General features: G+C 52.2%; 21 protein-coding genes. 11 read left to right on the forward strand and 10 right to left on the reverse strand.

The genetic code is table 11. From position 1 onward, the window contains the following. Entirely contained in the window at window positions 1–363 is a 363-nt protein-coding gene (locus tag HVZ52_RS18270; protein WP_029139418.1) for a flagellar hook-basal body complex protein FliE, read from the reverse strand. Between the two features lie 47 nt (window positions 364–410). Continuing rightward, the gene (locus tag HVZ52_RS18275) at window positions 411–1397 is read right to left on the reverse strand and encodes a sigma-54 dependent transcriptional regulator (protein WP_016151826.1); all 987 of its coding nucleotides are present in this window, start codon (window positions 1395–1397) and stop codon (window positions 411–413) included. Between the two features lie 594 nt (window positions 1398–1991). On the opposite strand from HVZ52_RS18275, the gene HVZ52_RS18280 reads away from it, so the two are divergent. From HVZ52_RS18280 to HVZ52_RS18310, 7 genes are read left to right on the forward strand one after another with little or no spacing between them, the layout of a single operon-like run. Beyond that, entirely contained in the window at window positions 1992–2855 is an 864-nt protein-coding gene (locus HVZ52_RS18280) for a FliM/FliN family flagellar motor switch protein (protein WP_019076071.1), read from the forward strand. Continuing rightward, a complete protein-coding gene (locus HVZ52_RS18285; protein ID WP_181598563.1) occupies window positions 2848–3219 on the forward strand; it encodes a FliM/FliN family flagellar motor switch protein in 372 nt (123 codons plus the stop codon). The genes HVZ52_RS18280 and HVZ52_RS18285 overlap by 8 nt, the downstream gene beginning before the upstream one ends. Further along, window positions 3216–3974 carry a flagellar type III secretion system pore protein FliP gene (fliP, locus tag HVZ52_RS18290; protein ID WP_181598564.1) on the forward strand — a complete coding sequence of 253 codons (759 nt, stop codon included), beginning with the start codon at window positions 3216–3218 and terminating at the stop codon, window positions 3972–3974. Before HVZ52_RS18285 ends, fliP begins: the two co-directional genes overlap by 4 nt. Window positions 3975–3986: 12 nt before the next feature. After that, window positions 3987–4259, forward strand: a complete 273-nt coding sequence (locus tag HVZ52_RS18295; RefSeq protein WP_016151822.1) for a flagellar biosynthetic protein FliQ — start codon at window positions 3987–3989, stop codon at window positions 4257–4259. Between the two features lies 1 nt (window position 4260). Continuing rightward, window positions 4261–5043, forward strand: a complete 783-nt coding sequence (fliR, locus tag HVZ52_RS18300) for a flagellar biosynthetic protein FliR (RefSeq protein ID WP_046275396.1) — start codon at window positions 4261–4263, stop codon at window positions 5041–5043. Next, the gene (gene flhB / locus HVZ52_RS18305) at window positions 5033–6172 is read left to right on the forward strand and encodes a flagellar biosynthesis protein FlhB (RefSeq protein ID WP_181598565.1); all 1140 of its coding nucleotides are present in this window, start codon (window positions 5033–5035) and stop codon (window positions 6170–6172) included. Before fliR ends, flhB begins: the two co-directional genes overlap by 11 nt. Beyond that, window positions 6156–8249 carry a flagellar biosynthesis protein FlhA gene (locus HVZ52_RS18310; RefSeq protein ID WP_181598566.1) on the forward strand — a complete coding sequence of 698 codons (2094 nt, stop codon included), beginning with the start codon at window positions 6156–6158 and terminating at the stop codon, window positions 8247–8249. Before flhB ends, HVZ52_RS18310 begins: the two co-directional genes overlap by 17 nt. A gap of 38 nt (window positions 8250–8287) precedes the next feature. Here the strand turns inward: HVZ52_RS18310 and HVZ52_RS18315 are convergent, their stop codons facing one another. Next, window positions 8288–9049, reverse strand: a complete 762-nt coding sequence (locus tag HVZ52_RS18315; protein WP_016155761.1) for a C40 family peptidase — start codon at window positions 9047–9049, stop codon at window positions 8288–8290. 349 nt (window positions 9050–9398) lie between these two features. Between HVZ52_RS18315 and dpaA the strand changes: the two genes are divergently transcribed. After that, window positions 9399–10139 (forward strand): peptidoglycan meso-diaminopimelic acid protein amidase, encoded by a 741-nt coding sequence (gene dpaA / locus HVZ52_RS18320; protein WP_016151817.1) that lies wholly within the window; start codon window positions 9399–9401, stop codon window positions 10137–10139. Here dpaA and HVZ52_RS18325 read toward each other — a convergent pair. Both HVZ52_RS18325 and lpcA read right to left on the reverse strand, forming a co-directional pair. Further along, entirely contained in the window at window positions 10110–10877 is a 768-nt protein-coding gene (locus HVZ52_RS18325) for a class II glutamine amidotransferase (RefSeq protein WP_016151816.1), read from the reverse strand. The genes dpaA and HVZ52_RS18325 overlap by 30 nt on opposite strands. A 149-nt stretch (window positions 10878–11026) precedes the next feature. After that, the gene (gene lpcA, locus HVZ52_RS18330) at window positions 11027–11605 is read right to left on the reverse strand and encodes a D-sedoheptulose 7-phosphate isomerase (protein ID WP_016155760.1); all 579 of its coding nucleotides are present in this window, start codon (window positions 11603–11605) and stop codon (window positions 11027–11029) included. Window positions 11606–11844: 239 nt separating this feature from the next. Between lpcA and fadE the strand changes: the two genes are divergently transcribed. From fadE to HVZ52_RS18345, 3 genes are all read left to right on the forward strand, one after another. Continuing rightward, a complete protein-coding gene (gene fadE, locus HVZ52_RS18335) occupies window positions 11845–14289 on the forward strand; it encodes an acyl-CoA dehydrogenase FadE (protein ID WP_181598567.1) in 2445 nt (814 codons plus the stop codon). Between the two features lie 110 nt (window positions 14290–14399). Continuing rightward, the gene (locus HVZ52_RS18340) at window positions 14400–15167 is read left to right on the forward strand and encodes an amidohydrolase (protein WP_016151813.1); all 768 of its coding nucleotides are present in this window, start codon (window positions 14400–14402) and stop codon (window positions 15165–15167) included. A gap of 178 nt (window positions 15168–15345) precedes the next feature. After that, window positions 15346–15756 carry a Spy/CpxP family protein refolding chaperone gene (locus tag HVZ52_RS18345; RefSeq protein WP_181598568.1) on the forward strand — a complete coding sequence of 137 codons (411 nt, stop codon included), beginning with the start codon at window positions 15346–15348 and terminating at the stop codon, window positions 15754–15756. Window positions 15757–15771: 15 nt separating this feature from the next. Here the strand turns inward: HVZ52_RS18345 and HVZ52_RS18350 are convergent, their stop codons facing one another. The 5 genes from HVZ52_RS18350 to HVZ52_RS18370 are packed head-to-tail and all read right to left on the reverse strand — an operon-like array spanning window position 15772 to window position 20380. Then, window positions 15772–16491: an EAL domain-containing protein gene (locus HVZ52_RS18350; RefSeq protein ID WP_131380677.1), complete on the reverse strand. Its 720-nt coding sequence runs from the start codon at window positions 16489–16491 to the stop codon at window positions 15772–15774. A 1-nt stretch (window position 16492) separates the two neighbouring features. Beyond that, window positions 16493–18160 (reverse strand): O-antigen ligase family protein, encoded by a 1668-nt coding sequence (locus HVZ52_RS18355; protein ID WP_181598569.1) that lies wholly within the window; start codon window positions 18158–18160, stop codon window positions 16493–16495. A gap of 1 nt (window position 18161) precedes the next feature. Continuing rightward, window positions 18162–18704, reverse strand: coding sequence for a fimbrial protein (locus HVZ52_RS18360; RefSeq protein WP_016155755.1), 543 nt, complete (start codon window positions 18702–18704; stop codon window positions 18162–18164). A 9-nt stretch (window positions 18705–18713) separates the two neighbouring features. Beyond that, window positions 18714–19778 (reverse strand): fimbrial protein, encoded by a 1065-nt coding sequence (locus tag HVZ52_RS18365; protein ID WP_016155754.1) that lies wholly within the window; start codon window positions 19776–19778, stop codon window positions 18714–18716. Next, window positions 19775–20380: a fimbrial protein gene (locus HVZ52_RS18370; RefSeq protein ID WP_181598570.1), complete on the reverse strand. Its 606-nt coding sequence runs from the start codon at window positions 20378–20380 to the stop codon at window positions 19775–19777. The genes HVZ52_RS18365 and HVZ52_RS18370 overlap by 4 nt, the downstream gene beginning before the upstream one ends. Window positions 20381–20390: the final 10 nt, after the last annotated feature.

Raw genomic sequence — 20390 nt, forward strand, 5'->3', positions numbered from 1 at the left:
TTAGACTGACATGCTCATCAGGTCATTGAATCCGGAAGCGACTTTATTTCTGACCTGAACCAGAGCAGAAAACGATAACGATGCCTGCTGACTGGCAATCATGGCCCCCGCCAGGTCGTCGCTTTTCCCCATCTCAATGGCCGTTTGTTTTTGCTCCGCGACCTGCTGAAATTGATCAACATGATTCAGCGCGCCTTGCATGACGTGGTCGAACGAGACCGGAGATGATGCCGACTGGGCGCCCACGGCGTTAATCTGCATCGGCGAAAGGACAGGCGCCTGAGCGACCGCTTTCATCTGCTGCATGTCCTGCATCATTTGCGTCTGCATCGTACTGGCTGGGGCTATCGTATTTATGCTCATGACCTACTCTTAAAATTAAAAAAGCGTTCTCGCTACCACAGACTGATTCAGGAAAAGATCTCTATTCCCTGTTTTCGCATTGACGCCAGACGATAACGAAGCGCGCGTGGGGTAATGCCTAATAAATCAGCAATTTTGGTTTTATTACCCTGATATTTACGCATCAGGTCAGCGATATATTGATACTGCGCGCTACGGCCATGCTGCCCCAGATTATCGCTGGTCGTTATTGGCATACTGGGCTTTGGCTGCCATTGCGGTTCGCTCCAGGAATCAGATTCAATGGATGGCAGACCTAAGGTATCGGGATAAATGACACCATCACGATTCAGGATCATTCCCCGTTGGATAGCGTTCTCAAGTTGACGCACGTTCCCCGGCCATTCGTAGCTGAGTAACGCCCGGCGTGACGATTCAGAAAGCTTGATATTTTTAACCAGTACCGTGGAGTATTTTTTGATAAAGGACTCCGCCAGCGGAATAATGTCTTCCATACGCTCGCGCAGCGGCGGCATCGTCAACGGAATAACTGACAACCGATAATAGAGATCTTCTCTGAAGCGTCCTGCAGCCACTTCTTCTTCAAGATTTTTATTGGTACAGGCAATTAAACGGAAGTTCAGTTTGATTAAACGGTTACTGCCTAAGCGCTCAACCTGTTGCTCCTGCAATACACGCAATATTTTAGCCTGTAGCGCTAAAGGCATATCGCCAATCTCATCCAGTAATAATGTACCGTTATTGGCTAATTCCATTTTCCCCGGCACGGTCGCCACTGCTCCGGTGAATGCCCCTTTGTCATAACCAAACAACGTGGCTTCGAGCATATTTTCAGGGATAGCAGCACAGTTCACCCCGATATAGGGGGCCTGTGGCTCCTGCGCAAACGTAATTGAATGGATAAATTTGGCGATACATTCTTTACCAGTACCGGTTTCACCATGGATAAGCACTGGAACATTAAACGCAGCAATACGCCTTGCCATTGAAAAAACATTGATACTGGAGGCTGCTTCGGCAATAAGTTCAAACATGATTATTTTACACTTAGAAGTAAAGTTAACATCCGTTACGAGAAATATACAAATCATTCCAAAGCACAATCATCGAATAATAGATATCGCCCGTGCCATGTTTTAATCCCATCCTTGCTCATGTTTTACCGCCCCATCAAAGGGCAGCCCTATCGAAGACTATTTCAAAATAGGGTTTTTCCTAAAAAAATAGTAACACCGGTGCCTTTAACAATCTTAAATTAAAAGATAATAAAATTATTATTACATAAAAAACAACAAGTTATGGATGTATAGGTATAAAACCAAGGCACACAAGACGTGCCTTACCAAGGTAAGAGGATTAGCGGGGAGCATCACGTATACGTAATTAATTATTTTTTAATTATAACCTGACACCATTAATAACTTGCAGAGGAGAGAGGTAAAATATCTAATGTCCAGCCCTACATCAGAGACGAGAGTAGGTACTGCATTTCATATCTAATGGACTTCAACAATATGAGAAAGCGTCAAGGATGAACCATAAATTAAATGGAGTAGTATTTTCTTTTATAACCGCGGGATTTGATATCAACTCATCCGCCCCAGAAATTACAGCTGAGAAAGCGTACCATGCTGAAATATAGTCAAACGCCCGGAATCTTTAAACTTGAAGGCAACCGGCTTGGGCGTCCTTATCATCGTCTGCCGACTATGTTTACAGGTAATTTTGATACAATTGAATCACATCTCGGAAACTATTTTCTGAAAAAACATCGCACAAATATAACACTCAGAAAAATACAATGTGAGATGGACGTTATCAATAAAAGCGCTGAGTTATTAGTCTCGCAGGTTGGACATTTGGCTTTTGATATCGATCGCGCGTTATTGTTAATGTTATTAGGTAACTTTTATGGCCTGACTTCATCGCTTGCGGACGAAAATTCAGAAGATGATTTACCAACCAAGACGGAAACCCGGCTGAGAAGCAGGCTGGCGCTGGATATTAGCAATATCATTTTTAATAAAAACATATCAGGCATTCCGCTGACGCTTAAACCTGACAGCAGTACCGTACAAACACATTGGGCTTATCAGCTCACTTTTGTTTTAGGTGATGAGGAGAATTGCAGTTTCCGCATCTTACTGGACGATTCCCATACCGATTACATTCTGAATTTAATCCGCCGTAGCGAGCACGGCGAGAAGAAAAAGCAGGTTGATAAAGCCAACGTTGAGATGCGTAAAAAAACGCTGATTAAAGAAATCATTCATACGCTGCCGCTGACCATGAACGTCAAGATTGCAGAAATTCCCCTCAATGTCGCCGACCTGACGACAATTAAACCCGGGGATATTTTACCTATCGCAATGCCTGAAACTTTCCCTGTTTATATTGGGAAATCCGAATTATTTAATGCCCTGATCGTAGAGGACAAAGACAAACTGTTTTTATCCGAATTAACGAGCAAGACGGAGAAATCCTATGAGTAAGCCAGAAGATATTTTAGAGCAAGGTTTCGAGTTAGCGCCCCAAACAACCACGCCAACGGCACCGTCGGCAACAGAAACGTTGGTGGCGCGTTTAGAAGACCGCTTTTCCGAGTCGATGTCATTACTCAAACGTATTCCGGTCACGCTAACGCTGGAAGTGTCATCCGTGGAAGTGATGCTGTCCGATCTGCTGAACATTGATGACGACACCGTCATTGAGATGGACAAGCTTGCCGGTGAACCGCTGGATATTAAGGTTAATAACATCCTGCTGGGCAAGGCTGAAGTGGTGGTGGTCAATGAAAAATATGGCCTGCGCGTCCTTGAATTCAACACGCATGAAATCAACGACCTGGCACCATGAAACGCGCACCAACCCTCACGCTCATACTGGGTATCTCATTACTCATCCTTTCTCCCTTTGCCTGCGCGCAAGGGGGAGATATCCCGTTGCTGAATGTGATTTCACACGGTAATAGCCAGGAATACAGCGTAAAAATCCAGGTCCTGATCCTGATGACCCTGGTGGGCATTCTGCCAACCCTGGTGCTGATGATGACCTGCTTTACGCGTTTTATTATTGTTCTCTCTCTGCTGCGCCAGGCGTTGGGGCTACAGCAAACGCCACCCAACCGCATACTGATAGGCATTGCGCTGTCGTTAACCATGCTGGTGATGCGTCCGGTCTGGATCAACATATACGACCACGCGGTTGTGCCTTTTGAAAACGATCAAATCACGCTCCCTGACGCCCTGAGCACCGCCGCCTCGCCCCTGAAGCGCTTTATGCTGGCGCAGACCAACAAAAAAGCGATTACGCAGATCATGACGATCGCCAACGCGAAAGGTAATGCAGCCGATCAGGATCTCTCCATTATCGTCCCGGCGTATGTGCTGAGCGAACTTAAAACCGCCTTCCAGATAGGCTTCATGATTTACATCCCGTTTCTGGTGATCGACCTGATCGTCGCCAGCGTGCTGATGGCGATGGGGATGATGATGCTGTCCCCGCTGATCGTTTCCCTCCCCTTTAAGCTGATGCTGTTTGTGCTTATTGACGGCTGGGCGCTGACCGTCGGTACGCTGACCTCCAGTATTCGCGGTCTGGGACTGGGCTAACGGAGATCGGATATGTTAACCATTGATGTAGCCGCAGATATCGTCGCCAGCGGCATAAAAGTCGTGATCATTTTAGTCTGCGTGTTGGTCGTTCCCAGCCTGCTGGTGGGGATGCTGGTCAGCATTTTTCAGGCCGTTACGCAGATTAACGAACAAACGCTCAGCTTTTTGCCCAGGCTTATCGTCACCCTCGCAGTTTTGGGCATTAGCGGAAAATGGATGATCGTCCAGTTAAGCGATCTCTGCGTGCATCTGTTCACTCAGGCCGCCATTCTGGTGCACTGACATGCGCGAAACAGACGTTACACAATTAAGTAACCTGATACTGGGCATGTGGTTTCCATTCGTGCGCATTATGGCGTTTATTCACTACGCGCCGGTACTGGATAACGCGGCGCTCACGGTGCGCATACGCATTATTTTGTCCCTGGCGCTGGCCTTTATCATTACGCCGCTTATTCCCCATCCGGTTCCTGACAGCCTGCTGTCGATCAACAGCATTATTTTGACCGCAGAGCAGTTTCTGTGGGGCATGCTTTTCGGCCTGATGCTGCAGTTTTTATTTTTAGCGCTGCAGCTGGCGGGCCAGATCCTCTCTTTCAATATGGGGATGAGCATGGCGGTGATGAACGACCCGAGCAGCGGCGCATCAACGACGGTACTGGCGGAGATGATCAACATCTACGCGGTGATCCTGTTCTTTGCGATGGATGGGCATTTGCTGCTGGTGAGCATTTTATTCAAAGGCTTTACTTACTGGCCGATTGGTAATGCGCTGCATCCACAATCTTTGCGCACCATTTCCCTGGGGCTGGGCTGGGTATTTGCCGCGGCCACCCTGCTGGCGCTACCGACAACCTTTATCATGTTGATTGTCCAGGGCTGCTTTGGCCTGTTGAACCGCATTGCGCCTCCGCTCAACCTGTACTCGTTAGGTTTTCCGATCAACATGCTGGCGGGTCTTGTCTGCTTTGCGACTCTGCTTTACAACCTGCCCGACCACTATTTGCACCTGGCAAATTTCGTCTTGCAGCAACTTGACGCGCTCAAGGGGCACTATGGCGGATAGCAGCAGCGAAGAAAAAACAGAAAAACCCTCGGCGCAAAAACTTCGCAAAGCCAGGCAAGAGGGGCAAATTCCGCGCTCAAAAGATATGGGGCTTGCCGCCAGTCTGTTTGCCGCGTTTATGGTGATCTCCAGCAGCTTCCACTGGTATGAAGATTTTGTCCGCGAAAGCTTTATCAGTGTGCATCAGTATGCGCAGAACATTAATGATCCGGACATTATCGGCCAGTTCCTTGAGCACCATCTGCTGATTTTAGCCAAGTTCATCCTGACGCTGTTACCCATGCCGGTTGCGGCGCTGTTTGCCTCGCTGATTCCCGGAGGCTGGCTGTTCCTGCCGAAGAAAATTTTGCCGGACTTTAGCAAATTAAGCCCGCTCAAAGGGATTGGCCGTCTGTTTTCCACCGACCATCTGGTGGACACCGGCAAGATGACGCTCAAAGCGATGGTACTGCTGGTGATGCTGTGGATTAGCGTACGCAATAACGTTGCCGCCTTTCTGGGGCTACAGGAGCTGTATTTCAAACAGGCCGTCAGCGATGGCCTGGCGCTGTACAGCAGCATCATGCGCAACTTTGTCATCCTGTTTATTTTTTTCGCTCTGATTGATGTTCCTCTGGCGAAAAAAATGTTCACCAAAGGGTTGAAGATGACCAAACAGGAAGTGAAGGAAGAGTATAAAAATCAGGAAGGTAAGCCGGAGGTACGGGCCAGGATCCGTCGCCTGCAACGGCAAATGGCGATGGGGCAAATTCGCAAGGTGGTGCCAAAAGCCGATGTGGTGATCACCAACCCAACCCACTATGCCGTGGCGCTACAGTATGACCAGTCGCGCGCCGCCGCGCCCTTCGTTGTCGCCAAAGGCACCGATGAAATCGCGCTGTATATCCGTCAGGTGGCGGCGGAGAGCAATATTGAGATTGTTGAATTTCCTAAGCTGGCGCGCTCCGTTTATTACACCACCCAGGTCAATCAACAGATCCCATTTCAACTTTATCGGGCGATAGCACACGTCCTGACCTATGTACTGCAAATGAAGCACTGGCGTGACGGTTCACAAGCACGCCCTTCGCTGAACAGACATATTTCCATTCCAAAAGAGGTTCTTAAACTGGATGCCGAAAACAACTAAACAATTCCTCGCGCTGCTGCGTAACGGTAACATCGGCATTCCGCTGGTCATACTGTCTATCCTGGCGATGGTGATCCTGCCATTACCACCGGCCGTGCTGGATATTCTGTTCACCTTTAACATCGTGCTGGCGGTGATGGTGCTGTTGGTGGCCGTTTCCGCGAAACGCCCGCTCGAATTCAGCCTGTTCCCGACCATTTTGCTGATCACCACCTTAATGCGCTTGACGCTGAACGTAGCATCAACGCGCGTGGTGTTACTGCACGGCCATATGGGCGCAGGCGCTGCCGGTAAGGTGATTGAGTCCTTTGGTCAGGTGGTGATCGGCGGTAACTTTGTCGTCGGTTTTGTGGTGTTCATCATCCTGATGATCATCAACTTTATCGTGGTTACCAAGGGTGCCGAGCGTATCTCCGAGGTTTCGGCCCGCTTTACGCTGGACGCCATGCCCGGGAAGCAGATGGCGATCGATGCCGATCTGAACGCAGGCCTGATTAATCAGGCCCAGGCGCAGGCGCGACGTAAAGATGTGGCGGGCGAAGCGGATTTCTATGGCGCAATGGACGGTGCGTCGAAGTTCGTGCGCGGTGATGCCATCGCCGGGATGATGATCCTGGCCATCAACCTGATAGGCGGCGTCTGTATCGGTATTTTTAAATACGATTTAAGCGCCGAAGCCGCATTCCAGCAATACGTACTGATGACCATCGGCGACGGTCTGGTTGCCCAGATCCCATCTCTGCTGCTGTCGACGGCGGCGGCGATTATCGTTACTCGCGTGAGCGACAGCGGTGATATCGCCACAGACGTGCGTAGCCAGTTACTGGCCAGCCCCTCCGTACTCTATACCGCCACCAGCATTATGTTTGTACTGGCGGTGGTACCGGGAATGCCGCATTTCCCGTTCCTGGTGTTCAGCGCCCTGATGGGGTTCACCGCCTGGCGTATGAGCAAGCGCCCGAAGGTGTCTGAAACTGAAGAGAAAAATCTTGAGACGCTGACCAAAACCATCGTTGAAACCACCGAGCAACAGGTCAGTTGGGAAACTATTCCTTTGATCGAGCCAATCAGCCTGAGCCTGGGGTACAAGCTGGTATCGCTGGTAGACAAATCCAAAGGGAATCCGCTCACTCAACGTATTCGCGGTGTACGGCAGGTTATCTCAGACACTAACGGCGTGCTGCTCCCGGAAATTCGCATTCGCGAAAACTTCCGTCTAAAACCGACCCAGTACGCCATTTTTATCAATGGGATCAAAGCTGATGAGGCCGATATTCCCTCAGATAAGCTGATGGCGCTGCCCTCCAATGAAACGTATGGCGAGATCGATGGTGTTTTAGGCCACGATCCGGCCTATGGTATGCCGGTGACGTGGATTGTCCCGGCGCAAAAAGCCAAAGCGCTAAATATGGGGTATCAGGTCATTGATAGTGCCAGCGTCATTGCGACGCATGTGAATAAGGTCATTCGCAACTTTATTCCCGACCTGTTTAACTACGATGATATTACCCAACTGCATAACCGCCTCTCTTCGATGGCCCCCCGTCTGGCGGAAGATCTGAGCGCGGCGCTGAATTACAGCCAGCTCTTGAAGGTTTATCGGGCGCTGCTGGTCGAAGGCGTGCCGCTGCGCGATATCGTTACCATTGCCACCGTACTGGTCGCCAGTAGCGCCGTCACTAAAGATCATATTCTGTTGACGGCAGATGTGCGTCTGGCGCTCCGTCGCAGCATTACCCATCCGTTTGTGCGCAAAGATGAGCTGGCGGTCTACACGCTGAATAATGAGCTGGAGAATCTGCTGGCTAATGTAGTGAATCAGGCTCAGCAAAGCGGCAAAGTGGTGCTCGATAGCGTACCGGTCGATCCTAATATGCTGAATCAGTTCCAGACCAATATGCCGCAGATTAAAGAACAGATGAAAGCCGCGGGTAAAGAGCCGGTACTGCTGGTCGCACCGCAGCTACGTCCTCTGCTTGCGCGCTATGCGCGCCTGTTTGCACCAGGCTTACAGGTGTTGTCATATAACGAAGTTCCGGATGAGCTGGAATTAAAGATTATGGGGGCGTTGAGTTAACCCCTGACGAGGCGGTGCCATTCGCACCGCCTTTTTGATTACAGAATGGTATTTTCCGTCAGAATACGACGAGCGCCGAGATAATGATCCTGCCAGAAGTCATCGGATAAATTGCTCACCCGAATCGTTTCTCCCGTACGCGGCGATTCAATAAATTGTCCCTGCCCCAAATAGACGCCCATATGATCGGCAATATCCCTACTGTGAATATGAAAGAACAATAAATCACCACGACGAAGGTCGCGATTAGCGACGATGGTCGCCCGCCGATAGTGATACATTTCATTCGCCGTACGTGGCAATTTTGCTGCCAGAATTTTGTTGTAGGCATAAAAGATCAGCCCGCTACAGTCAAAGCCTTGTTCCGGGCTGGTCCCGCCCCACAAATAGGGTTTACCTAACTGCTGCTCAAGACGGTGGATTGCCACTTCGGTTATGTTGTGCAGATGATCGCTACTGAGAAAATGGTCATTCTCAGCCAGCTCCTGCCAGCGTTGATCGCTCGCTTTTAGTGGCCCCGGGAACCACTCCGGGTGCTGTTTAATCAGCGTCCTGTTTTGCTGGCGCAGCGCGCTTTTACTTTGCGCATTACCTTCCACCACATAACTTGCCTGCTTTTTTACCTGCGCGTGGTACTGCTTCAGCAGCCGGGCGCGGTTACGCATGCGTAATTGCGCCGCATAGCTTAAATGGGCGTCAGATAAGAGGGGCTGAACTTTGGCGACAGACGGCGAGGACAACACAACACACAAAGACAGCAGACCCGGCAAAAAGCGTCGGGGCGCAGAGACAAAAGACATGAAAACAACACTACCTAATCAAACACGTTCGCCGCAGTCTACCGCTATTGCCGGGCATTCCATTTTAATATTCGATTATTAAATTATTAATTTTTTAAATTCAATATATTAGGAATTCTGCACTCAGAAGACTTAATGACGTGCGCTAACCCACAAAATACGTCAGTGTCTGACTGCCTTTAAGCACAATTTTCCGTATAAAGAAAATCTAAAGTGTAAACGCCGCACGAGAGACTTGCGAAAAACTCTCTGGGTGATAATGTGAGCGCTCCAGATCCAGATTTATCCGATTTGGGAACTCTTTTTGCCGTCCTGGCGTGTGTAATCGTTTTATCAAGGAATAAGCAGTATGCGTAAAATCGCATTTTTTCTTGCGATGCTTTTATTGCCGTGCGTTTCATTTGCCGGTTTGCTGAGCAGCAGCAGCCCGACTACGCCTGTCAGCAAAGAATATAAGCAGCAATTAATGGGCTCCCCCGTCTATATCCAGATCTTCAAAGAAGAGCGAACGCTGGATCTGTACGTCAAGATGGGCGAACAGTATCAATTGCTCGACAGCTATAAGATCTGCAATTATTCCGGCGGCTTAGGTCCGAAACAGCGTCAGGGCGATTTCAAAAGCCCGGAAGGGTTTTACAGCGTACAGCGCGGACAGTTGAAACCGGATAGCCGCTTTTATAAAGCGATTAACATTGGTTTCCCTAACGCCTACGACCGCGCACACGGTTATGAAGGTAAATACCTGATGATCCACGGCGCCTGCGTTTCCGTCGGCTGCTACGCAATGACCGACAACGGCATTGATGAGATTTTCCAGTTTGTCACCGGCGCACTGGTATTTGGGCAGTCCAGCGTGCAGGTTAGCATTTATCCATTCCGCATGACCGATGCCAACATGCAGCGCCATAAGTTCTCGTATTACAAAGAATTCTGGGCGCAGCTAAAGCCTGGCTACGATTACTTTGAACAAACGCGTAAGCCACCGACCGTTTCCGTCGTCGATGGCCGTTACGTTATCAGCAAGCCGTTGAGTCACGAAGTGGTTCAGCCGCAACTGGCATCAAACTATACGCTCCCCGAGACAAAATAACGCCCACTCGCCTGGCATAATCTTTTGCCAGGTTTCATTGCCGGTTAGCGGCTGAGTGGCAATCACGGTGACCACATCATTGGGTGTGGTCTCTGAGCTAAAATCGATTTCCACATCCTGATCCAGCAGTGTCGCCACGCCAAACGGCGCACGACGGGTGATCCAAAACAGGTTGGTCGAGCAGAAAGCCATCACATAACGCCCGTCAGACAACAGCATGTTGAAGACGCCCTTCTCACGCAATTCTCCTGCCAGCATCGCGATATATTTAAACACTGCCGTCATATTGCCAGGCGTACGCGGATACCGTTCAGTTAGCTTGTGGAGCAGCCAGCAGAAAGCTTTTTCGCTGTCGGTTTCCCCAACCGGGCGGAAATTACCGGTTTCCAGCGATTTATAGCCGCTGAGCTGTCCGTTATGAGCGTACGTCCAGTTACGTCCCCACAGTTCACGCGTAAATGGATGGGTATTTTCCAATGCCACTTCGCCACGATTCGCCTGACGAATATGGGCAATCACGGAACAGGATTTGATGGGATAGTCTTGTACCAGTTTGGCGATAGGCGAATTAAAGCTGGGTTGCGGATCTTTAAACGTACGGCAACCCTTACCTTCATAAAACGTAATACCCCAGCCGTCTTTGTGCGGCCCGGTACCTCCGCCGCGCTGAACCAGCCCGGTGAAGCTAAAGCAGATATCGGTTGGCACATTGGCGCTCATCCCGAGCAGTTCGCACATACATCACCTCCACAAACGCCTTTAAGCGGGAAGGCGTAATTGTTGCAGCCAGTTTAGATTCGGACAGCGCGCAGAAACCGGAGCGTACACGTAGTACGTGAGGATTTCGGGCACTGCCCGGATTCAAAATGGCAAATAAAATAGCCTTCTTACTTCACCATCTCTTTTTCGATCAACTGGATCAGGATATGGATCACTTTGATATGAATTTCCTGAATGCGGTCAGCATAGCCAAAGTGTGGTACGCGAATTTCGATATCCGCACTGCCCGCCATTTTGCCGCCATCTTTACCCGTCAGGGTGATGACTTTCATCCCTTTCTCACGCGCTGCGGCAATCGCTTTAATCACGTTAGCGGAGTTACCCGAAGTAGAGATGCCTAACAGGACATCGCCTTCGCGACCCACGGCTTCAACGTAGCGGGAGAAGACATAATCGTAACCGAAATCGTTGCTGACGCAGGAGATATGGCTGACATCAGAGATAGCGATCGCCGGGTAGCCTGGGCGGTTTTCGCGATAACGTCCGGTCAGCTCTTCGGCGAAGTGCATCGCGTCGCAATGGGAACCGCCGTTACCGCAAGAAAGTACCTTACCGCCAGCTTTAAAGCTGTCTGCCAACAGGACCGCCGCGCGCTGAATGGCGTGAATATTGGCGTCATCTTTAAGAAAATTAGCCAGCGTTTCCGCCGCTTCGCTCAGTTCGTTACGAATAAGATCCTGGTACATGAGGATATCCTTCAGCATGAATGTAAATGACAAGATGCAGTGTACCGGATAGCGCTACCAGCGAGAAGTACAAGCCACAGGAATGGCTGCGGCTTTTGATTTTTTGTGCCGGTTAAAACAGCAACAATGTGAGCTTTGTTGTAATTATTTTGTAAACACATTGCTAAAAGAATTTACATCCACTACAACCATATCATCACAAGTGGTCAGACCTCCTACAAGCAAGGGAGCTTTTCGTTATGATGATTTTGAGTATTATCGCTACGGTTGTTCTGCTCAGCGTTCTGTTTTATCACCGCGTGAGCTTATTCCTCAGCAGCTTAATTTTGCTCGCCTGGACAGCTGCGCTTGGCGTGGTTGGCCTGTGGTCAATCTGGCTGCTGGTTCCTCTGGCCATTCTCCTCGTACCGTTTAACTTTACGCCAATGCGCAAATCCATGATCTCTGCGCCAGTGTTCCGCGGTTTCCGTAAAGTCATGCCGCCGATGTCGCGCACTGAGAAAGAGGCGATTGATGCCGGTACAACCTGGTGGGAAGGCGACCTGTTCCAGGGCAAGCCAGACTGGAAAAAACTGCATAACTATCCTCAGCCGCATCTGACAGCTGAAGAACAAGCGTTTATTGACGGCCCGGTGGAAGAAGCCTGCCGCATGGCGAACGACTTCCAGATCACCCATGAACTCGCGGATCTGCCGCCGGAACTGTGGGCGTATCTGAAAGAACACCGCTTCTTCGCGATGATCATTAAGAAAGAGTACGGCGGGCTGGAATTCTCCGCATATGCTCAGGCTCGCGTTCTGCAGAAACTCTCCGGCGTTTCCGGGATCCTGGCGATCACCGTTGGCGTACCTAACTCCCTAGGCCCTGGCGAACTGCTGCAGCATTACGGCACCGAAGAGCAGAAGAATCATTACCTGCCGCGTCTGGCACGTGGTCAGGAGATCCCCTGCTTTGCTCTGACCAGCCCGGAAGCGGGTTCCGATGCAGGCGCGATCCCTGATACCGGCGTGGTTTGTATGGGCGACTGGCAGGGCCAGCAGGTGCTGGGTATGCGCCTGACCTGGAATAAGCGTTATATCACGCTGGCGCCTATCGCTACCGTACTGGGTCTGGCATTTAAACTCTCCGACCCGGAAAAACTGCTGGGTGGTGAAGAAGATCTCGGCATTACCTGTGCGCTGATCCCAACGTCAACGCCAGGCGTACAAATTGGGCGTCGACACTTCCCGCTGAACGTGCCGTTCCAGAACGGTCCGACGCTGGGCAAAGATGTCTTCGTGCCGATTGATTACATCATCGGTGGCCCAAAAATGGCCGGTCAGGGCTGGCGCATGCTGGTGGAATGTCTGTCCGTGGGACGCGGTATTACCCTGCCGTCTAACTCGACGGGCGGCGTGAAATCGGTCGCAATGGCAACCGGCGCGTATGCGCACATTCGTCGCCAGTTCAAAATCTCTATCGGTAAGATGGAAGGTATTGAAGAGCCGTTGGCACGTATTGCGGGTAACGCGTACGTGATGGATGCAGCGGCGTCGCTGATTACCTACGGTATTATGCTGGGTGAAAAACCGGCGGTGCTGTCGGCCATCGTGAAGTATCACTGTACCCACCGTGGACAGCAGTCAATCATCGATGCAATGGATATTACTGGCGGTAAAGGCATTATGCTTGGCGAAAGCAACTTCCTCGCCCGTGCTTATCAGGGCGCGCCTATCGCCATTACCGTTGAAGGTGCCAACATTCTGACCCGGAGCATGATGATCTTCGGTCAGGGGGCGATTCGCTGCCATCCGTACGTTCTGGAAGAGATGGCTGCGGCACAGAGTAACGATGTGAATGCGTTCGACAAGCTGCTGTTCAAACACATCGGCCACGTCGGTAGTAACAAAGTGCGCAGCTTCTGGCTGGGCCTGACGCGTGGCTTAACCAGCAGCACGCCAACCGGCGATGCGACCAAACGTTACTACCAGCATCTGAACCGTCTGAGCGCTAACCTGGCACTGCTTTCGGATGTCTCCATGGCCGTACTGGGCGGTAGCCTGAAGCGCCGTGAACGTATCTCCGCGCGTCTGGGCGATGTATTAAGTCAGCTGTATCTGGCCTCTGCGGTACTGAAGCGTTATGACGATGAAGGCCGTAATGAAGCAGACCTGCCGTTGGTTCACTGGGGCGTTCAGGATGCGTTGTACAAAGCGGAACAGGCGATGGACGACCTGCTGAAAAACTTCCCGAACCGACTGGTCGCGGGCTTGCTGAATGTGGTTATCTTCCCTACCGGTCGCCACTACCATGCACCGTCTGACAAGCTGGATCATAAAGTCGCGAAGATTCTGCAGGTTCCGAGCGCCACCCGTTCTCGCCTTGGCCGCGGTCAATACCTGACGCCGAGCGAGCATAACCCGGTAGGTTTGCTGGAAGAGGCTTTGCTGGATGTGATTGCAGCCGACCCTATCCACCAGCGGATCTGCAAAGATCTGGGTAAAAACCTGCCGTTTACCCGCCTGGATGAACTGGCGCACAATGCGCTGGCTAAAGGGCTGATTGATAAAGATGAAGCCGCAATTCTGGTGAAAGCCGAAGCGAGTCGTCTGCGTAGCATCAACGTGGATGACTTTGAACCCGAGGCGCTGGCGACTCAGCCGGTAAAGCTGCCAGAGAAGGTGCGTAAAGTCGAAGCCGCGTAACGACACACGCACAACGTTTAGCCCCGCTTAATGCGGGGCTTTTTATTGCCACATTTCAGTTAGAGCTCATGCTACAGTGTCAAAATGTTGTTCAATGAGGAGCCTCGATCGTGCCCGGTTTGAAAATTACTCTGCTGCAACAACCGCTGATCTGGATGGATGGTCCGGCTAACCTGCGCCATTTCGACCGCCAACTGGAAACCGTCACCGGACGTGATGTCATTGTGTTACCTGAAATGTTTACCAGCGGATTTGCCATGGAAGCGGCAAGCAAATCGCTGCCGCAGGAAGAGGTTGTCAGTTGGATGCGCACTAAGGCGCAACAGACGAACGCCCTTATAGCAGGCAGCGCCGCTCTCCTGTCTGAACGTGGCCCGGTAAACCGCTTTTTGCTGGTCGAACCCGAAGGTAATGTCCATTTCTATGACAAGCGCCACCTGTTCCGCATGGCGGATGAACATCAACATTATCAGGCGGGTGACGCGCGGGTTATTTTTGAATGGCGCGGCTGGCGCATTCTGCCGTTGGTCTGTTATGACCTGCGTTTTCCGGTATGGTCGCGCAACCGCAACGATTACGACCTGGCATTGTATGTCGCCAACTGGCCGGCGCCGCGTTCGCTACACTGGCAGGTTCTGCTCACCGCGCGGGCAATTGAGAACCAGGCTTATGTAGCAGGATGTAACCGCGTGGGTACTGACGGTAACGGCCATCATTATCGCGGTGACAGCCGGGTAATTAATCCGCAGGGGGAGATTATTGCCACCGCCGAGCCACATCAGGCTACGCGCATTGACGCTGAACTGTCACTCTCGGCGCTGCGCGAGTACCGCGAGAAATTCCCCGCCTGGCAGGACGCTGACCCGTTCACGCTGTAGATATCGCCTTCCCTCCCGCTGCACAACGTTTTCCGTAGCGGGATTGTTTCACTCCGTAACCAACCGCAAAACAAATTCGCGTGGCGACGTGTTTCGGGCATCGTATTCTGCAAAGGATAATCACTCGTCACCAGCGAGTGACAGACAAAGTTAATAATTCCCTTATCAGGATCCCGAAATGAAGAACTTCGTACGCATGGCTTTGCTGGCGGCAACCGTGGCTGGCGCTTCTTTTAGCACGCTTGCAGCAAACGTATCCAATGTACCCGCACCAGCTCAGGACCCGGTAGTTCAGCACCTTAAACTGAGCACTGATCAGGTTGCGCAGATTAAAAAACTGCACCAGCAGCTTGAAACCAACGTTAGCCAGATATCGGTGAAGGATGTTAAAGACGGCGCGTTGATTGACGTCATCAAGTCCGGGAAATGGGATGAAGCCGCCGTCAAAAAACAGCTTTCCGCGTTCAGCAATATCGAACAGCAGGCGCGTTATTACCGCGTGAAATACTATTTCGACCTGAACAAAGTACTGACCCCAGAACAGCGCCAGCAGGTGCAAAAAGATATCGCACAGACGCTGAGCGAATAATGACCATGGCCTGAATCAGCAATGATTCAGGCCTTTCGGTAATACTTCCTGCTCGAACAAAAATCCCTGCACAGCATCTGCGCCGCTCATACGGCAAATGGCATAATCCTGCGGCGTTTCCACCCCCTCGATCACAACCCGTTCTCCCAACCCGCGAAATTGATTGACCAGTACCCTCAACTGCCACTCCGACGTCCTGAACTGATGAAACATTCCGCTTTCAATTTTGATGGCATCGAAACGGATGCCAGACAGTCGCCAGACAAAAAATAGCTCAGGCGAAACATCATCCAGCCACACGCGAAACCCGTGACGCACCAGGGTTTTAACGGCAATGCATACGGCCTGCTGTTCTGCCTTTTCCAGTCGCATCATGGTGCCAGGATCCTGTATTTCGATAACAATCCGCCCCTGATGCGCCTGCCGAGCGAGCTGCGCAATCCACGATAGACAGGTCAGCATCCTGACGGATAAATTCAGCGAATAACTTCCTGAGAGTGCCAGTACCTGCCGCATTTGCCACAGAAATAGCTGCTGTTTTGCGGTGATGGAAAGGTGCTTGAAAAAAAGATCGAGCGGTAGCGGCGTGCGTACCTGACTTAACACCTCACAGACATCCAGCGATGCATCATCAAAAAAATGGATACGCTGCAAACGGATCCCGGTGATCCGCAGCAGCTCGGCGTTGCGGGGAAGCTCTGGCCCATGGCGGGTCTGTTCGCTGAATCTGTTCATATCATTCCATTTTTTGATTGAAAGGACGTCGTGCATCCTGCAGCCACGGGATACGACGATCGTTCGGGTATGTCAGGTAAAAGCGCGTCGCCAGACGATGCGCCTCAGGTAGGTCGCGCTGCTGTAACGCCAGCAAGATTTGCGTGAAGGAGACATTCGGGTCTGGGTGAACACGCACATAGTCAGGCGCCCAGCGGCGAACCGCTTCCAGCCAGCGAGCGTCCCGGGTACGCTGATACCGTTGCAGATACCCCATCTGAACATCAAACCGGTAGCGAGGGGCAAGGAGCCAGCCTCCTACCGGGAGCGACTCGGCCAGACGCCACTGCGCTGATTGTCGCTCCGCCAGCGTCAACTGCTGTTGCGTGTGCAGTGAGAGAAGCAACAATGGCGTGAAGGTTAAAAACGAGATCAATGCCAGCGCACGAATCAGCGACGTCGACGTAAGCGTCAGGCGAGCCACTTTTAGCGGGCTATCTGCACAACGAAGCAACAGGACCAGCAGTAACCAGTGTGGTGTTGACTGCCTGACGGGGTATTCCGTCAACATATGAATAACCACCGGCAGCGCCGCCACCAGACAAGCGCGACGCCAGCGATTTCCGTGCATCCACAGCCAGAACCCCCCCGTAATAAAGCACAGCGCCCCCGCCAGCCCAACCAGGCCGCCCTCCACCAGCCACAGCACCAACTCATTGTGCGGATGCGAGATGCTGCTCAGCCCTAACGGCCCCGCGCGTTCGAGAAACACGGCGGCAAAACTGCCCACGCCCCACCCCGTCCACGGGCGTTCGGCAAATAATGCCAGTGACGTTTTAAGCACCGTCCAGCGCACCTGGGAAGTGGTCAGGTGATCGACTGTAGCAACGGACAAAAAATGGCGAGCGAGCGTGCCCGCCACCATGCCTAACGCCAGCGGCAGCAGAAGTAGCAACAACATACGGCGTTGCGCCGGGAAAACCACCAGCAGCAAGACTTCACCTACCACCACAGACACATAGCCGGTTTGCGACTGGGATTCATGCAGCACAAAGCCCATCATCACCAGAGCAACCCCGATGACAATTCGATATCTGTCGCGTAGCCGTAAAAAGAGCGGAGCTGACAGCAGCACACCAGATGCAGTGAAGCTGGCCATCAGATTGACCTGCTGAAAAATACCGTAGGGCCGCGTACCGCGTCGCCAGGCAAACTCCCAGTAATCAACACCCGGCAAATGCCAGTACTGATACAAAAACGCCAGACATTCGATGACGCACGCGCCCCATAGCAGGGTCAGCAGTACCGTCAGGGTGTTTGCCGCAAGCGGAATCTGCAATGTCACCAGATAGACGAGCACGCCTCCCAGCAGCGCCCCTGCGACCAGCTGCGCCTCGAACTGCCAGACGCCAGGCGTCAGTAGACAAAGCAGCGTCAGGATGAGCGCCCCCATCGAAAAAACCGTGGCGGGGACAGTGATGCGCCAGCGTTGACGAGGAACCAGCACTGATGCGCTTGCAGCCAGCACAACGGCATAAATCCAGCTCGTAATATTAAGCGGCAACGACAGACCGCTGCCGCCGTTATTCGGCCAGTAGAGATGCATTACCCCACACCAGAAAAACAGACTAATAACGAGCAATAATTTCTGCGCAGGCAGCGGGGCAATACGATTCAGTGCGTTCATCATGCTACTGGTAGTTCAGTGTCCAGGTTCCGCTGGCGCTGAACGGACCGTATTCGAGAGACTGATTTTTTATCGCCGACGGCTCTGCTGCGACCCACGCCCAAAAATTTAGCGTCATCGAGCCTGCAGTTATCTCTTTGACTGACGTGCTCTCATCAAGGCGGATTGCCGTGCCGTCCTCTTCGCTCATCCCAATACCGATCCCTGTCGCGCCACCCTGTTCACTGCTATCCAGCGCCAGATGATCGTCCAGTTCAGCATCCTCACTACCACTGAAAGTGACCGAGATCCCGCGAAAGACCTCGGGGTTGCAGTCGCGTAGCTGAATGCTGAATTTTTCCGGCTTACTGCGCCCCGAGAGATAGAGATCCTGCGTTGCGATTTGCCCGAAATCGACCTCGATCTTGTCGCCTCCAGGTGCCAGGCTGCAGGCCAGCGCTCTGATAGTGCCGTGAAAATACATATCGCCGCCGACCAGTTTGGTGTCGGCCTGCGCCATGCCGCCAAGCAGTAACACGCCGATCGCGAATAACGCCGAAAATCTCATGGCATCCCCCTACTGAAACTGCGCAACAACGGTGGCAGAGGCTTCAAACTCACCTTCCTTAACGCTTCCCACGCCCGGCTTTGCCACCGGTGCAGCGGTGAGATTCCAGTCGCCCTGATTCTGGTAAAAACCTTTCACGTTATAGAATTGATTGGGCACGACGGTGCCACCGCTCTCGTCTTTAAGCATAATGCCGAGATCGTCGCGCTTTTGTCCGCCGCTCAGCGTGCCGAGGAGATGATCGTTGAACCCCGCCGTGCCTGACGCCGTGGTAGTTTGTACGCCAAGATTAATGTTCAGCGCGCCCTGATCGAAGCTGCCGCCTTCACAAACAACATGAATGGGGATCGACTTGCTGTAGTTAGTGCCATTGAGCCGGGCAGCGGATCCTGGCAGATCGCCAAACTCAATGCTGATTTTGTCTCCCCGGTTGAAGGTGCATTTGTCCGGTACGGTAATCAGCCCGGATTTAATCACCACACGGGAAATCGCCGTAGTGGGCGTAGGTCCCGCGCTCCCCATGCGCCCGGCAACCTCCACCAGCGATTGGGAAGTGATATTGATGCCGTTGATAATGGGTTTAGTGACAATAAACGTCACTTTCCCTTTTGAACCACTTTCAACGTTAGTGGCGCGCGTGTAGCCCTTGCGCTTTTTGCAAGTGTTATTGCTGTTGCGGTTTGAAACGTTGGTAAAAGGCGCCTGAACATACTGTTTATAGCCCCCGGCAACCCACACCTGCACTTCCACATCCAGATACTCATTTAGCCGAAAACGGTTCGCCCCCTGATTTGAAGGCGGCATCGTAGTCGTGGTGGTGTAGTAAATCGGCGACCGGGAGATGTCAGCCTGCTCGCAATAGAAATTCACCACATACCAACTGCCCAGGTTCCAGGTAAACGGATCCGTTCTGCCCCCCACGTGGTTTTTACTGACATCCAGCGAGCTCAATTCGATATCGTACTGATGCGGCGACCCGCCCTCCGGCTCACCTTCCCCCTGTGTAAATGCCTGCCCGGCCAGTGGACAGCCAGCCAGGGCAACCCACAACAGCGCTTTGCGTAATACGCTCATAGATACTCCAGCTTAAGTCTCACCAGGCCGTTAAATTCTCCGGCAGTCACCTCTGGCCCAAAAGATTCCAGCGTGGCCAGAAAGTGAATGGCGTTATCGCCTGGTTTGAGGATCCACATACGTTGCGGTTGGTTCAGATGGATCAGCTGATTACGCTCGGTCAGTAGCCGAATGCCCGCGCCGCGCACATCACCACGAATACGCCCCAGGTCACTGTTTTCCGGCGCGCCTTCGGCCATCAGCGTCATCGAAACGCCACGTTCCACCGTGCTGTGCGCCAGCTCAGGCATTTCGCTGGTCTGCCCGGGGAAATCCCTCAGGGTATGACCAGAGCCCTTTAAGCAGCCGTTCAGGTACAGCGTGACCAACACCGGTTCGCTGCGATCGCCGCCCTGGCGAAACCGACTGGCGGAAATATCACCAAGATTGATGGTCTGATCGCGTGAGGCCATATCCAGCACGCACGGCGACACGTAGACCCGGCCATGAAAGCGGACGTTGCCATACTCACCGGACACGTTGCTCATATCCAGGCGGCCGCTGGTGGCCTGAACCTGCCAGGCCATGCCCGCCATCAGCAGGGCGCAAAGCATCTTTTTCATTTACGATTCC

It is taken from the genome of Citrobacter sp. RHB36-C18 (assembly GCF_013814485.1).
Classification (GTDB): domain Bacteria; phylum Pseudomonadota; class Gammaproteobacteria; order Enterobacterales; family Enterobacteriaceae; genus Citrobacter; species Citrobacter braakii.